The 15,422-nt window shown below is 31.5% G+C and carries 13 protein-coding genes; 11 read left to right on the top strand and 2 right to left on the bottom strand.

Going from position 1 to position 15,422, the window contains the following annotated elements:
- Positions 1-127 precede the first annotated feature (127 nt).
- Entirely contained in the window at positions 128-691 is a 564-nt protein-coding gene (locus Q6H37_RS21485) for a nitroreductase (RefSeq protein ID WP_318736463.1), read from the bottom strand.
- A gap of 108 nt (positions 692-799) precedes the next feature.
- On the bottom strand, positions 800-1,876 hold the full coding sequence (locus Q6H37_RS21480; protein ID WP_318736461.1) for a Xaa-Pro peptidase family protein: 1,077 nt from the start codon (positions 1,874-1,876) through the stop codon (positions 800-802).
- A gap of 335 nt (positions 1,877-2,211) precedes the next feature.
- On the opposite strand from Q6H37_RS21480, the gene Q6H37_RS21475 reads away from it, so the two are divergent.
- The 11 genes from Q6H37_RS21475 to Q6H37_RS21425 all read left to right on the top strand — a co-directional run bounded on the left by Q6H37_RS21475 (position 2,212) and on the right by Q6H37_RS21425 (position 15,415).
- On the top strand, positions 2,212-2,757 hold the full coding sequence (locus Q6H37_RS21475; RefSeq protein WP_318736458.1) for a cupin domain-containing protein: 546 nt from the start codon (positions 2,212-2,214) through the stop codon (positions 2,755-2,757).
- A 99-nt stretch (positions 2,758-2,856) separates the two neighbouring features.
- Complete coding sequence (locus tag Q6H37_RS21470) at positions 2,857-4,656, top strand: aminopeptidase P family protein (RefSeq protein WP_318736455.1); 1,800 nt, start codon at positions 2,857-2,859, stop codon at positions 4,654-4,656.
- Between the two features lie 36 nt (positions 4,657-4,692).
- Complete coding sequence (locus Q6H37_RS21465; RefSeq protein ID WP_412523947.1) at positions 4,693-6,069, top strand: peptide MFS transporter; 1,377 nt, start codon at positions 4,693-4,695, stop codon at positions 6,067-6,069.
- Between the two features lie 138 nt (positions 6,070-6,207).
- Entirely contained in the window at positions 6,208-7,977 is a 1,770-nt protein-coding gene (gene feoB, locus Q6H37_RS21460) for a ferrous iron transport protein B (protein WP_318736448.1), read from the top strand.
- Positions 7,967-8,161: a FeoB-associated Cys-rich membrane protein gene (locus Q6H37_RS21455; RefSeq protein WP_318736446.1), complete on the top strand. Its 195-nt coding sequence runs from the start codon at positions 7,967-7,969 to the stop codon at positions 8,159-8,161. The genes feoB and Q6H37_RS21455 overlap by 11 nt, the downstream gene beginning before the upstream one ends.
- Before the next feature lie 99 nt (positions 8,162-8,260).
- The gene (locus Q6H37_RS21450) at positions 8,261-9,307 is read left to right on the top strand and encodes an HD-GYP domain-containing protein (protein WP_318736442.1); all 1,047 of its coding nucleotides are present in this window, start codon (positions 8,261-8,263) and stop codon (positions 9,305-9,307) included.
- A 551-nt stretch (positions 9,308-9,858) separates the two neighbouring features.
- Complete coding sequence (locus Q6H37_RS21445) at positions 9,859-10,968, top strand: DUF362 domain-containing protein (RefSeq protein ID WP_318736439.1); 1,110 nt, start codon at positions 9,859-9,861, stop codon at positions 10,966-10,968.
- 255 nt (positions 10,969-11,223) lie between these two features.
- A complete protein-coding gene (locus tag Q6H37_RS21440; protein ID WP_318736437.1) occupies positions 11,224-11,904 on the top strand; it encodes a GntR family transcriptional regulator in 681 nt (226 codons plus the stop codon).
- 373 nt (positions 11,905-12,277) lie between these two features.
- Entirely contained in the window at positions 12,278-14,392 is a 2,115-nt protein-coding gene (locus Q6H37_RS21435; RefSeq protein ID WP_318736434.1) for an AAA family ATPase, read from the top strand.
- Between the two features lie 55 nt (positions 14,393-14,447).
- On the top strand, positions 14,448-15,098 hold the full coding sequence (locus tag Q6H37_RS21430) for an oxalate oxidoreductase subunit delta (protein ID WP_318743099.1): 651 nt from the start codon (positions 14,448-14,450) through the stop codon (positions 15,096-15,098).
- A 23-nt stretch (positions 15,099-15,121) separates the two neighbouring features.
- The gene (locus Q6H37_RS21425; protein ID WP_032079124.1) at positions 15,122-15,415 is read left to right on the top strand and encodes a 4Fe-4S dicluster-binding protein; all 294 of its coding nucleotides are present in this window, start codon (positions 15,122-15,124) and stop codon (positions 15,413-15,415) included.
- Positions 15,416-15,422 lie beyond the last annotated feature (7 nt).

Below are 15,422 nucleotides of genomic sequence, written 5' to 3'. Positions count from 1 at the left end.
TTTTTGTATTTAATATATAGTTGTAATAATTATTTTAGAATTGCACAAACTATGTGTAGCCTTCATTGTACAAATTATCTTACATGAATAAGACCTGTACCTATTATGGTGCAGGTCTTGTTTTGATTTAAAACCATTCTGTAATTTCTTGCAGTGGCTTTCGTGGTCGTGGGTATGGTGATTGGTCGGGATATCCTATAGCTATGGCTGCCATAAGCTCATCTTTACGATTTAACCATGAGCATACTTCTTTATCACAATAAAAAATATCACAAATCCAAAGAGCGCCTAATTTAAAATCCTGTGCTGCCAAAAGAAGTGTTTGTATAGATGCACCTATTGATTGGGTATCAGTAAGTAATCTATGATGATTATAGTCTTCTTCAAAATTAGAAAATGCATTGAATACTAAAACTACTGCCGATGCTTCATTAATTGAATTGGTACTTAACTCAAAACTTCCAATAGATTTGTTTTGCTTCTTATATAAGCTTGATACATTTTTCATAATATTTACTAACTCGTTTTTCTTCTTATTTTGAAGAACAACAAATCTCCATGGTTGACGATTTTTACCTGAAGGTGCTTTGCTTGCTAATTCCAGTAAATTTTCAAGTGTTTCCTTTGATATTATTCTATTTTGAAACTTTCTTATACTTCTTCGTTCTTCTATTGCCTTTATTGTATCCATAGTAATTCTCCTTTAAGTAATTATTATAAGATATATTAACATATTCTATAATTTCCTACAAAATAAAAAAAATCTATATGGGGTACATGAAACCCCATATAGATTTTTTTATTCGACTACAATTAAATCTTTTGTATAATGATTTAAAACTTCGCAGCCATCTTCAGTTACTATTACAAGATCTTCTATACGAACGCCTACATCTCCAGGTAGGTATATTCCAGGTTCAATTGAGAATATTTGACCTGGTTGAACTCTATCTGTGTTTGAAGAAGATACATCACCAAAGTCATGACATTCGATGCCGATTGAATGTCCTAATCTATGAGTAAAGTATTTTCCGTATCCTTTTTCAGTTATGTAATCTCTAGCTGCTGCATCTATATCGCAAAATCTGACACCTGCTTTAACTTTATCTATACCTCTTTTATTTGCTTCAAGTACAATGTTGTATATTTCTTTACTATGCTCTGAAACAGATTTGTAGAATACAGTTCTTGTCATATCAGAACAGTATGAGTCCTTCTTACAACCAATATCAATTACAACACTATCTCCTGGTTTAACTGTGGAGTTATCCATTACATGATGAGGATCTGCAGCATTTGCTCCATAACCTACTATAGGATCAAAAGAATGTCCTTCAGCACCAAGTTCTTCCCATATACCAGAAAGAAGTTGTCCCATCTTTTTTTCAGAATGTTTTTCAGGAACAAGTTTAATCATCTTGTCTACTGCAATATCATTTAGTTTTGAAGCTTGTCTCATCAATTCTTTTTCATCTTCATCCTTGCACATTCTTACCATGTCAACAATTTCAGATCCATTTACAAATGCGCTGCCACATTTAAGCTCCATTAATCCTAAAAGAAATTTTGAAGGCCAGTTTTTATCAATACCCATAGGTTTATCTTTTTCAACATGTTTTGCTAGAATTTGTACTGGGTTTTCAGTATCATTAAACCATATCATCTCTGTTCCTAAATCTTCAGTTATTGGAAATAATTCATTAATAAATAATTTGTTTTTCCCATTTAGATTTAAGTAAAGTACAAGCATTCTTTCACCAGGAAGAATCCACTTTCCTGTAAGATAAAAAATACTAGCAGGATCAGATACTATCATCTGAGGCAGCTTTCTCTCTTCCATAATTTTTAAAACTTTTTTTAATCTTTCCTGTATCATGAAAAATTCCCTCCTAAAAATAATATACTTTTAGCCGCTTGCGGAATTCCGTAAGCATTAAATTAGTCTAACTTTTTAGTTGTTAGACGTTTATATTTTACCACACTATGAAATAATAAATGTTATCACAATAAAAATAAGCTACAGTGTGGAGAATAAGCATGTTTTATTTAGTAAATTCTATTTTTTGAAATATTTACTTGGTTTAAAATTCAAAATGTTGAATTGTTTTCGTTTTCATGTTATTATATTATCATAATTATTACAGTATGTACATAATTAATTTTAGATATACTGTAATTCAATACGGAAATTATAGTTTTTGGAGGAAAATGATGATAAATGAAATAGCACAAAAAATACGTGATTTACGAAAGGAAAAAAATCTTACTTTAAAAGATTTAAGCAATGTAACTGGACTATCAATAAGTTTTTTGTCACAGGTTGAAAATAATTCTTCATCTCTTGCAATAACTTCTTTAAAAAAGATTTCAGATGCATTAGGTGTTAATATAAATTACTTTTTTGAGATTCCAGAAGTGAATAATTTTGTAGTTAAATCAGAAGATGAGAAACCATTTAAAATAGAGGGTTCCAACTCAGAGTTTATAAGATTAAGTGGAGATTTTCCAAACCGAAAGCTGGAAGCTATGATCACAACAATTCCACCAGAACAAAGGCATGGGAGTAACTTCAGTCATCCTGGAGAAGAATTTGTTTATGTGCTTGAAGGAACTCTTATTGTGGTAATTGATGAAAATGAGTATGAGGTTAAGGCAGGAGATTCAATACATTATCCTTCAACTTCTAATCATGGATGGATTAATCCGTCTAAACAAGGCGTGAAAATTCTTACTGTACTAACACCAGTAATTTTTTAAAAATTTGCTATTCTTTGAAAAGCAATTCTATTTTCTATTGTAATCTAGAAAATATCAAATTGCTTTTCTAAAAATAAATTATGAAAGAGATGAACAAATATGAGTGAAGGTGTAAAAGAAATAATTTCAAAATTCAGAGAAATTATGGAACAAAGGGGCTTGGATGCTTATGTTATTCCATCCTCAGACAATCATCAAAGCGAATATGTAGGAGAATTCTTTAAGGCAATAGCTTATGTAACAGGATTTACAGGCGAGGCAGCCACAGCAGTTATTATGAAAAATGAAGCTGGACTTTGGACCGATGGAAGATTTTTCTTGCAAGCCGAGTATCAACTTAAAGGTAGTGGAATTAAGCTCTTCAAAATGGGCAACCCAGGTGTACCTACTGTATTGGAATATTTGGAAAATCAAATTCCATGCAATGGAAAGCTCGGATTTGATGGACGTCTTATTTCTATGCAAGAAGGAGGAGAGTTTGTTCAGAGTCTTGCACGTAAGAGCGTAGTAGTTGAATACGACCATGACCTTGTTGACAAAGTATGGACAGGCCGTCCTAAATTGGCAAATGAACCTGTTTTTCTTCTTGAAGAAAAGTATTCTGGTGAAAGTACAGCATCCAAATTATGCAGGGTAAGGAAAGTTATGAAAGAAGCAGGCGCAAATCATCATGTTATCACAACTTTGGATGATATCGCATGGTTACTCAACATTCGAGGTAGCGATGTCTTATATTCACCACTAATACTTTGTTATGCAGTTGTTTCCATGGAAAAGGTAGAATTGTTCATTGAAGAAAGTCGACTTGATGCTAAAGTAAAGGAAGCTTTAGCTAAGGATGGTGTAGTATTAAAACCTTACAATGACATTTATGAATATGTTAAGAGTTTTAAAGATGAAGATGTAGTAATGATTGATCCAGAACGTGTCAATTATGCACTGTATAAGGATATTCCGGTTCACGCCAGAAAGGTAGAAAGAGACAATCCTACTGTACTGTTTAAGGCTATGAAAAATTCTGTGGAACTTGCCAATATTGAAAACGCTCACATAAAGGATGGTGTTGCCTTTACAAAGTTGATGTACTGGATAAAAACAAATGTGGGAAAAACAAAAATCACAGAAATTACTGCTTCTGAAAAACTAGAAGAATTAAGAAAACTTCAAGATGGTTACTTGTGGCAAAGCTTTGCTCCAATTTGTGCTTTTAAGGAGCATGCAGCTATGATGCATTATTCTTCTACACCTGAAACAGATGTGGAACTCGAAAAAGGTCACTTTTTCTTAATGGATACTGGTGGAAACTATTTTGAAGGCTCGACGGATATCACTAGAACAATAGCTCTTGGAGAAGTGAGTAAAGAGCTTAAGCATCACTTTACAGCTGTGGCTAGAGCTATGATGAATTTGGCACGTGCTAAATTTTTATATGGATGCAAAGGCTATAACCTGGATGTGTTAGCTAGGGAACCTATGTGGAATCTTGATATTGATTATAAATGTGGAACTGGTCATGGTGTCGGTTATTTGTTAAATGTTCATGAAGGACCTACTGGCTTCAGGTGGTATATAGTACCATCCAAGCATGAAACACACATATTTGAGGAAGGCATGGTCATAACTGATGAGCCTGGAATTTATATAGATGGATCACATGGTATACGTTTAGAAAATGAACTTATTGTTAGAAAAGGTGTTGAAAATGAATTTGGTCAATTTATGTACTTTGATGCTGTAACTTATGCTCCAATCGATTTGGATGCCATAGATACAGAAGATCTTAGCTGTGATGAGAAACTGTATTTAAACAGTTATCATAAACTTGTGTACCAGAAATTAGCTGAACATTTAAGTGATGAAGAACGTGAATGGCTAAAATGGTATACAAGAAAAATTTAAAAAAAATTAGATTTGGAGGGGAAGATTATGAGTGAAATGACAGTAAAAGACAAACGACCTTTTGGTTTTTATGTTTGTTGTATCGCATTCCTGTTTGAAAGGATGGCTTATTATGCTGCCAAGTATCTTATATTTGTTTTTGTTGCTGCTACAGTAGTAACAGGTGGATTGGGACTTACAAAAGTTGAAGCTGCACTTATTCAATCAAATCTTGTTGCCTTTACCTACCTTGCACCTGTTTTTGGTGGATTTATCTGTGACAGATATATTGGTGCTAGATATTGTATTCCAGTTGGATTACTTTTGATGGCTGGTGGTTACATAATTGGTGGATCTGCAACAAGTGTATTAACAATGAACATAATGGTAGCTCTTGTAGCTATCGGTACAGGACTTTTTAAAGGAAATGTTTCTGCAATTAATGGATCTTTATTTAAAGATGAATCACAACTGGATTCAGCATTTTCAGTTCAATATTCCTTTGTTAATGTTGGGTCATTTATAGGAACAATGGCAGTGGGAGTTCTTGTAGCTAGTACTTTTGCACATGGTGGTGTTCAGGGCTTCAGACCTGCATTCAAATTATGTGGTATTATTTGTATTATTGATGCTTTATGGTTCTTGTTTGGTATGAAGTTCCTTGGCGATGCAGGAAAAAAACCATTCAAAGCTGGTAAGCATATTGAAAAGAAGGCTGAAACTGAAGTTAAGCCTCTTACGAGAGTTGAGAGAAGAAAGGTATTCGCTATTATATTGGTATCTATATTTTCAATTGTGTTTTGGATTTTTTGGTATTTAACTTATTTAGCTGTTTATGATTATGGTGGTCAATTTGTTAACATGAATGTAGGTGGATTTGCAGTGCCACTTTCATGGTTTGATTCATTAAATTCCTTTGTATGTATTGCCTTAGGACCAGTTTTGGCTGTATTATGGTTTAAATTGTCTAAGAGACCTCAAGGCGATATAAGCTTGTTTAAAAAATTAGCTATGGGTCTTAGTTTCCTTGGATTGGCCTTTTTAATGCTTGTAGGAGCAGAACTTTCAAGAGGTGTAGGCGCATCAGCTGCATCAAAGGCAAGCATTGTTTGGATCATTGCATTTGGAGTATTACTTAGTATGGGGGAAATGCTTTTCTCTCCACTTGGTAACTCTTTTGTTACTAAATACGCACCAAATAAGATGTATTCAGTGCTTATGGGGGTTTGGATTTTTGCTACTTTCATTGCTGGTAAATCTTATGGATACTTGTATGCATTTGCTTCAAAATTTCCAATAATGCAATCCTATATTGTAATACCAGTTATTTTGTTCATTTGTGGAGCACTACTGTTTTTATTCGATAAGAAACTTGTAAGATTGCTTGAAGATGAAGACCCTGATAAAAAGGCTGGTGCTGATATATCTGCGTAGTAGTTTTTATCTTTAAAATAGAAAAGATGTCTTCTGTTAATTTACAGAGGGCATTTTTTTGTTTTGAATAAAAACATGCTATAATAAATTGTTGATAGTTTAAATTGATAATATGTGAATTTGGGGAAGGAGAGATATATGATTCTTTGTACTTTAGTAGGTAATCCTAATGTTGGACAAGAGATTGTATTTAATAAAATAGCAAGAGTTGAAAAGAATTCTGATGAGGAAGGAAGTTCAAAAATTGAGAAGCAGGAAGGATTTATAGACAACACAACTAAAATAGTGGCGTTTCCAGGGATATATTCCATAGATACAGATTCAAAGCTTGAAAAAATATTCAATGATTATATAAGTGATAATAAAGTAGATTTAATAATAAATGTGGTAAATGCTCTTAATTTGGAAAGAAATCTTTATCTTACTATGCAGCTGAAAAAGTTAAATATACCTATGGTTGTAGTTTTAAACAAGATGGATAAAGCAGAAAAAAGTGGATTATATATAGATTGCGAAAAATTATCTGAAGTTTTAGGGTCCAAAATTATACCAATGAATAATATAAATGATAAAGAGGTAAAAAAATTAAAAAATTACATAAAAAAAGATAAATTTACAGTTTCTAAAAAAATGAACGATAACACAAATAATGAAAAAGAAATTTATGCTTATATAGAAAAAGTTATGAATTTAGTTGCTGTAAAAAAAGTAAAAAATTCAATTAATGGTACAGAAAAAATTGATAGATTCGTTTTAAATAAATACTTGGCATATCCTATATTTATAGCTATTATATATTTAATTTTTAAATTGGTTTTTTCGTGGATAGGAACACCTTTGTCTGAAGTATTTAGAAGTACACTTTTTAATTATGCAATACCATTTTTAAATAAGCTTTTACAAAATCAAAGTCCATGGTTTAAATCGCTTTTAGTTGATGGAGTTGTATCTGGAATCAGCTCAGTTTTAGTATTTTTGCCTGTAATACTTACACTTTTTGCATTACTTTCTTTATTGGAAGACAGTGGATATATGAGTAGGGCAGCTTTTTTAATGGACAAAATTATGAGCTTAGCAGGAGTATCAGGTAAATCATTTATTCCTATGATTATAGGTTTTGGTTGTTCTGTTCCAGCGCTTATGGCTGCAAAAAATATTGAAAGTAAAAGAGAAAGAATAATTACAGCATTAGTTATACCTTTTATGTCCTGTAATGCAAAACTTCCAGTGTATATGCTTTTTGCAACTATATTTTTCCCAGGAAAAGAGATTGTGATTTTAGGTTTAATGTATATTACAGGTATATTGATGGCATTTTTCTATAGCTTTGTATTTAAGCTAATATTCAAGGAAAAAGAATATGAACCTTATATGGAAGAATTGCCTCACTATGTTATGCCTGACTTAAAACTACTTTTAATGCACACGTGGGAAAAAGGAAAAGGTTTTTTAAAGAAAATAGGGACTATAATCTTTTCCATGTCCATTGTAACCTGGGTATTGTCTAACTTTAATTTCAGTGGTATGGTAAATATAAATTATAGTTTTCTTGCATCAGTTGGAAAATTTATATCACCAATTTTTAATCCACTAGGCTTTGGAAATTGGCAGAATTCAGTTTCTCTTCTTACAGGGCTTATGGGGAAGGAAGTTATAGCAGGAACCTTAGGCGTTCTATATGGTGGAAATTTACCTTCGGTTATTCCACATCAGTTTAATTTAGCATCAGCCTTAAGTTTTTTGATTTTTGTATTGTTATATACTCCTTGTGCATCTAGTATAGTAACGATAAAAAAAGAATTTGGAATGAAGCTCACTTTAGTTTCTATATTGTACCAGTTTGCTACTGCATGGATAATTTCATTTTTATTTTTTCATATGGGAATGAGGTATTTTTATGGATTATAGGAAAATAGTGGAATTTATTATTGCTGGAATCATAATTGTTTTGGCTATATATATATTATGCAAAAATGTAAAGAATCGAAATGATAAATGCAGTGGCTGTGGAAGCTGCTCCAAAATGTGCCCTTATTATGAAAGTAAAAAAACTATTGAAGAAAATAAGAAAAAACACGTTAAGAAATATTAAATTAATGTACAATTGCTTTTCCAAAGTGTCAATTTTCACTGAGGTGAAGTTTGCACAATTTCAAGACAATAATTTTTGATATTTTTGGGGGAAATGTAGATGGGAAAAAAATGTGTGTTGGTTTCTGAATGTAAGGTAGGGGATATAATTGCGCAAAAGATAGTAAGTAAATATGGTGCAACCATTGCTGTAGAAAATACTGTTATAAACAATTATATAATAAAGAAACTTGCTACATTTGAAATAAAATACATTTGGATTTATGCTATAGATAAAGATGAGTTACCTAAAATCGACAAAGCTAGCTTTTCCGATGTAAAGAAAAATTATAAAACTAATATTATAGAAATAAATCAAGTAGTAAATGATTTATGTAAGGGAAAAAAGGTAGAAGTGAACAAAATAGACAAAATATCTAATTCAATTTATAAGAATATAAATGATGAATATTACATTGTTAAATGTCTTAGTGAATTGAGAAATTCTGAAGAGTATGTATATACTCATAGTGTAAATGTATCTTTTTATGGAATGCTTTTAGGTAAGTGGTTATGTTTAACTAAGAAGGATATAAACCAGATAGTTGTGGCAGGACTTCTTCATGATATAGGACAGGTAAAGGTACCTATTGAAATTTTAAATAAAAAAGGAAAAGTGGATGTGGAAGAATTTGATGAAATTAAGAAGCACCCTATTTATGGATATAACATGGTGAAAGATGCTAGTATTGTATCAGATGTAGTGAAAGAAGTTATATTAATGCACCATGAAAGAATGAATAGTACAGGGTATCCCCTTGGTAAAAACGGTGATCAATTAAGCATATATTGTAAAATAATTGCCGTTGTAGATGCTTATGATGCAATTACATCTGACAGAACCTACAGAAAGAGGAGAACTCCTTTTGAAGCTTTTGAAATACTTAAAAATAATAGCATGGAATACTTTGATATACATGTAATGGATACTTTTTTAGAAAATATAGCAGCTTGCTATGTGGGATCAAAGGTTTTGTTAACTAATGGTGAGAATGGGGAAATTTTATATGTGCCTCCTCATTGTATTACAAATCCTGTTGTGAGTATTGGGGAAAGATATATTGACCTATCTAAAGAATCAGATATTAAAGTTAAAGCAATGTTGTAATTTATAAATGTGAATATTTCCATATAATTATACAATAGACTTATTTTTACAAAAGTCTATTATTAGTATATATCATTTGCAAGATTTTGTAAACAGCAAAAGATAGAATATTATGTTTAGAAATAACCTATAAAAGTAAAAAGCTTTTATAGGTTATTTTTATAAAAAAACTATGATTCAGAGTGTTTTTTACAGTATTCATTAAATATAATTACAAATGCTAATACATATATAAGTAATAATATTATTGAAGTGCAAAAACCATAGAATACGATATCTATTATTTCTAATTCCATAAAATCACCTCACAACAATAAGTAGTGTATTTACATGTATACTACTTATTATGTTTTAAATTATATTGCTTCATATATTATTTTAGACAAGTTATCTACAGGTTATACAAATATGTTTATTTTATAGGTGGCATTAACAGCTCAAGTTCAATATGAGTTTGCTCAAAAGCTTAATAAGATGGTGGAAAAGTTTAAGATTTAATGATAAAGTAATATAGTATTCATACTAATTCATTCTATGGGAGGATAAGAAATATGGAAAAATCTAAGGTATATTTTACAAACTTAAGAACTAAGCCTGGTTTAAACTTATTAGATAAGCTGGAAAGATTAATAAAAAAGGCAGGCATAGAAGATATTGATTTTAAAAATAAATTTGTAGCAATAAAAATTCACTTTGGAGAACCAGGAAACTTAGCTTATATAAGACCAAATTATGCTGCAAAAGTAGTGAAGATTATAAGAGAACTAGGTGGAGTACCATTTTTAACAGATTCTAATACTTTGTATACTGGTAGAAGAGCTAATGCTATTGATCATTTAGATTCTGCCTTTGAAAATGGTTTTAACCCATTAACAGTAGGTTGTAATATAATCATTGCAGATGGACTTAAGGGTACTGAATATAGAGAGATAGAGGTTGATGGAAAACATTGTAAAACTGCTAAAATAGGTTCTGCCATAGCAGATGCTGATATTGTTATATCAATGAACCATTTTAAAGGACATGAAATGACTGGGTTTGGTGGAGCATTAAAGAATTTAGGTATGGGTTCAGGATCAAGAGGTGGAAAACTTGAAATGCATTCTGCTTCACAGCCTAAAATAAAGGAAAAGAATTGTAAGGCATGTAAACAGTGTATAAAGAGTTGTTCACAAAAGGCTATAAATTTGAATGAAAATAAAGCAGCTTCTATAGATTATAGCAAATGTATAGGATGCGGACAGTGTGTTGCAGTATGCCAATTTAATGCAGCACAGGTTGTTTGGAATGAATCAGCAGATACAGCTAATGAAAAGATAGCTGAATACGCTTATGCTGTTATAAAAGGCAAGGAAAATTTCCATATTAACTTTATAATGAATGTTTCGCCAGATTGTGATTGTTTTGATTCAAATGATTTACCTATTGTACCTGATATAGGAATAGCTGCGTCCTTTGATCCTGTTGCGCTTGATAAAGCAAGTGTTGATTTGGTAAATAAGGCACCAATCATTGAAGGTTCCATACTTACAGATAAACATTATCATGAAGGTGAAGATAAATTTAATCATGTGCACATGAATACAAATTGGGAAACTGGATTAAAGCATGGTGAAGAAATAGGAATGGGAACTTTAGAATATGAATTAGTAACAGTATAAGGTGAAAATTTAATTGAAAAATTATATATTTACTGAGAAGAGTTGTCTTATAGGCAACTCTTTTTTATGTATAATTAGGAAAAAAACTAATATAATTTGACAGCTTTTAATTTTTAATGATATACTTTTTTTAAAGATGTAAAAGTAAAAAAATGTATCTTATGTAAAATAAATATAAAATTTACAACTTAAATGAGTATAATACGGTATAACGTGTTATGCTTAAGAACTAAAAAATTAAAAGGGGGGAGAAAAATGACTTATCAATTTTCGCCTATAAAATTTGATAACATGGGTTATATAAGAGATTCAGTATTTTCTATTTTACGTAATGCTATTCTTGATGGAAAGTTAGAACCTGGTCAAAGGCTGGTAGAACGTAATATTGCAGAACAGCTAAGAATAAGTAGAACTCCAGTTAGAGAGGCAATTCGTAAACTTGAATTGGAAAAACTGGTTACTCATATTCCACGTAAGGGGGTAGTTGTTTCTGGATTTACTAAAGAAGATATTGAAGAAATACAAGTAATCAGAGTAGCTTTGGAATCACTTAGCTGCAGTATTGCAGCTGTAAAAATTAATGATAAAGAATTAGAAAAATTAGAATGTACTAATAAGAAAATGTTAGAAGAATATGAAAATGGAAATGTTGAAAAATCTATTTTAGCTAATAAGAGATTTCACGAAATTATTTATAAAGCTGCAGAAAGTCCTCACCTATATTATTTTGTTAATACACTTCGTGCATATATTAGCAAGTTTACAAGGCTAACATATACAAAGGAGGGCCGTATTCAGGAAGTGCTTAATGAGCATAATGAAATTATTAAAGCATTAGTTAAGCATAATAGTGATGCAGCTCATGATGCAGCTAAAGTTCATGTGGAAAAGTCAAGTAATGTATTTTTAGAAATGTCATATTCAAATGATAAGTGATACACATATAGACTAAATTTACTATACATGGCATAGCACAATTGAAAAAATATAAAAAATAATAACTGGAAAAATATTGCAAATGGAAAAAAATGTGATATAATTAAAGTAAAGAAAAACAAAAATTGGAAATTTAAAACATTCTCCATTTAAATGGTATACCGGATACCATATGCCATGTATTACTACTAAATAATAGTATATTATATGTTCTAGTCCAATATTACACTTTTAGAAAAATAATAGGTGGTATAATTTAAATTAAAGTTTTTTTGTAAAAATGGTATACCGTATACCAAATATAGTATAAAAATATTAAATTTCAAGTTTATTTAATTCATTACTTACTAAGAATAGTAAAGAGGTGTAAAAAATGCTTGAACTCAATACTATTAAATTAAAAGTCAAAGAAGGCTTAGTAGAAGATTCTCGCAAAGGTATAGTTCGTATAAATAGAGAAGATATGGAGCAGTTAGGCATAGATACAGGAGATGCAGTTAGTATTAAAGGAAAAAGGGATACTGTAGCTAAAGTTTATCCATCATTTAATGATATTTACGGAGTACCACTTATACAGATGGATGGAATTATTCGAAGAAATGCTGGTGCAGGATTAAATGAAATAGTAACAGTTAGTAAAACTGAAATAAAAGAAGCAAGAGAAGTGGTAATTTCTCCAATAGATATGTTTTTTAAGTGCAAAAAAGATGATGCAAGACAGATAAAAAATTTAGTAAAGGGAATTCCATTATTAATTGATGATGAAATATCTTTAATGGTTTATGGACATAATGAAGTTGGGTTTCATATAAGTGGAACAGCGCCCTCAGGTCCAGTTCAGGTAACTGAAAAAACTGAACTTGTTTTTATAGACTGTGAACTTGGAGGCTCAAAAACTAGAGTTACTTATGAAGATATAGGTGGTTTAAACCAACAAGTCAAAAAGATAAGGGAAATTGTAGAGCTACCTTTGAAGTATCCAGAAATATTTAGAAGATTAGGTTTTGAAGCACCAAAAGGTATTTTACTCTATGGGCCTCCAGGCACAGGGAAAACCTTAATTGCTAAAGCAATAGCATCTGAAACAGAAGCTCACTTTATCCATGTGAATGGACCAGAAATAATGAATAAGTATTATGGTGAGAGTGAAGCTAAGATTCGACAGATTTTCAAAGAAGCTAGAAATAAAGCACCAAGTATAATTTTTCTTGATGAGCTTGATTCAATTGCACCAAGACGAGAAAATGTTCATGGTGATGTGGAAAAAAGAGTAGTAGCACAACTGCTTGCTCTTATGGATGGTTTGGAAAGCAGAGGACAAGTTGTTGTAATAGGTGCCACTAATATACCTGATTCATTAGACACTGCACTAAGACGTGCCGGTAGGTTTGATAAAGAAATTGCTATAATGCCTCCTGATAAGGATGGAAGGTTTAAAATATTACAAATTCATACAAAGGGCATGCCTCTTGATGATGATGTAAAATTAGAAGAGTTGGCTAAAATAACTCATGGATTTGTTGGATCAGATATTTCGGCTTTATGCAAAGAAGCTGGAATGGTAGCTTTGCGCAGTTCTCTGGATAAAATTGGATTAGATGGTAAAATACCACTGTTTAAAATTTCAATGGACGATTTTGTGCAAGCTTTAAGAGAAGTCGAACCATCAGCTACCCGTGAATATGCTACAGAAATTCCTGATGTAAAATGGGAAGACATTGGGGGATTAGATGAAATTAAAAATACTTTAAAGACTTTACTAGAGATTCCACTTACAGATTTCAAATTGTGCAAGGAATATAATTTTACGTCTCCAAAAGGTATTTTACTCACTGGACCATCGGGTACAGGAAAAACTTTAATTGCAAAGGCTGCTGGAAATTTTACTAAAGCAAATTTTATAACTATAAGTGGTCTCACATTAGCCTCTAACTGGAAGGGGCAATCTGAAAAGATTCTGCATGATATATTTATTAAAGCAAAACAAAGCGCTCCATGTATTTTATTCTTTGATGAAATCGATGCCATTATCCGTTCTAGATCAGAAGTATCAAATAATTTAACAGAAAGACTTATAAGTCAGCTCATATTAGAATTTGATAATTTAGAAAAATCTAATGGAGTTACTGTGCTTGCTGCTACCAATAGAATGGATTTAATTGATTCGGTTTTAATAAGAGAAGGGCGTTTTGAATATATACTACAATTTAGTTTGCCAGATATCCATGAAAGAGAATGCATTTTAAAAATTCATTCCGAAAGCTTACCTATATTAGAGGATGTAGACTTTAGAAGATTAGCTGAAGCTACAGAAGGAATGACAGGAGCAGAATTAGCTAATTTGTGTCATAAATCCTCATTCATAGCACTTACAAAAGCAATGAAAACAGGTTCAAAGGTGAAAATTGATGAAAATATTTTTGAGCAGGCTATTGACAATGTAAATGCTCAAAAACAACTTAAGGAGGTGGTCGCACACAATTCTTAAGTTCATATTAAATGAAATAGTCATTATTAAAGGAAGGAAGGTGTAGAACAAAGTGATGAATAAAAATTTGTTCGCTGAACCAGATTTAAAACAAATCACAGTTTGGGGAAGAGGAGTGTATGAAAACAAAGAAGCTCGTGACGTAGTTGTTTCTTTAACTGAAGCTGCTGCTTTAGAAGGAAAACGTGTTCAAGCTTGGGAGAATTATGTTGATCTTCCAGACCGTATTTATGTTCCAGTAAGGGCATATGGAAAAATTAGTCCTAATGAAATTGAGTCAAAATATGTTTATGAAAATGAGGAACCAGATATAGTTGTTCTTACAGAGGAGACTCTTGTTAAAGGGGTAGACATATTAGCTGGAATTAGACCAGGAGCTATTTTGGTAATTAACACTAAGAGAGCACCTGAGTACTTGTTCAAATTCATAAAGAAAAATACTGAAAATCTTTCAAAGATAGTTACAATAGATGCTAACAAACTGTCAAAATCAATTATTACTCTTTCTGGAGCTGAAGGTGCTACTGATGCATCTGGTATAGGTAAAGGAATGGGTGCTGCATTAGCTGCTGCTGTTGTTAAAGGTACAGGAATTGTAAAATTTGAAAACTTACTAGAAATTGTTGTTAATAAGAGTGCGGCTAAAAAGGCTTATGATCAAGCTGTTGTTGTAGATGTAAAGAGCTTACCTAAAGCTTCTGCTTAAAATATTAAGGGGGTGTCGTAAAAATGGCTGTACCATATGAAAAGATTCCTTTTGCAGGGACTGTCCCTTCACCACAAAAAGAAAATGAAGGAATGATCACTGGTAATTGGCGTACAAGAAGACCAGTATTAGATGCTGACAAATGTGTAGAATGTCAAACTTGTTGGATTAGCTGCCCTGATTCAAGTGTTAACCTTATGACAAAGGATCATCCTATTAACTTCAATTTGAAGTATTGTAAGGGTTGTGGCATTTGTGCTGAGGTTTGCCCAGTTGGAGCAATAAGCTTAGTTCCTGAGTTAGATTTTGAAGATTAAGTTTAAT

It is taken from the genome of Clostridium sp. JS66, assembly GCF_033561535.1.
Taxonomy (GTDB): Bacteria; Bacillota; Clostridia; order Clostridiales; family Clostridiaceae; genus Clostridium_AM; species Clostridium_AM carboxidivorans.
Note: the sequence above shows the minus strand (reverse complement) of the source record. Positions and strands in the feature narration are given on the sequence as shown.

Coding starts and splice junctions, on each gene's coding strand:
- Q6H37_RS21485 (WP_318736463.1), bottom strand. CDS start 691: ATGGATACAATAAAGGCAATAGAAGAACGAAGAAGTATAAGAAAGTTT.
- Q6H37_RS21480 (WP_318736461.1), bottom strand. CDS start 1,876: ATGATACAGGAAAGATTAAAAAAAGTTTTAAAAATTATGGAAGAGAGA.
- Q6H37_RS21475 (WP_318736458.1), top strand. CDS start 2,212: ATGATAAATGAAATAGCACAAAAAATACGTGATTTACGAAAGGAAAAA.
- Q6H37_RS21470 (WP_318736455.1), top strand. CDS start 2,857: ATGAGTGAAGGTGTAAAAGAAATAATTTCAAAATTCAGAGAAATTATG.
- Q6H37_RS21465 (WP_412523947.1), top strand. CDS start 4,693: ATGACAGTAAAAGACAAACGACCTTTTGGTTTTTATGTTTGTTGTATC.
- feoB (WP_318736448.1), top strand. CDS start 6,208: ATGATTCTTTGTACTTTAGTAGGTAATCCTAATGTTGGACAAGAGATT.
- Q6H37_RS21455 (WP_318736446.1), top strand. CDS start 7,967: ATGGATTATAGGAAAATAGTGGAATTTATTATTGCTGGAATCATAATT.
- Q6H37_RS21450 (WP_318736442.1), top strand. CDS start 8,261: ATGGGAAAAAAATGTGTGTTGGTTTCTGAATGTAAGGTAGGGGATATA.
- Q6H37_RS21445 (WP_318736439.1), top strand. CDS start 9,859: ATGGAAAAATCTAAGGTATATTTTACAAACTTAAGAACTAAGCCTGGT.
- Q6H37_RS21440 (WP_318736437.1), top strand. CDS start 11,224: ATGACTTATCAATTTTCGCCTATAAAATTTGATAACATGGGTTATATA.
- Q6H37_RS21435 (WP_318736434.1), top strand. CDS start 12,278: ATGCTTGAACTCAATACTATTAAATTAAAAGTCAAAGAAGGCTTAGTA.
- Q6H37_RS21430 (WP_318743099.1), top strand. CDS start 14,448: ATGAATAAAAATTTGTTCGCTGAACCAGATTTAAAACAAATCACAGTT.
- Q6H37_RS21425 (WP_032079124.1), top strand. CDS start 15,122: ATGGCTGTACCATATGAAAAGATTCCTTTTGCAGGGACTGTCCCTTCA.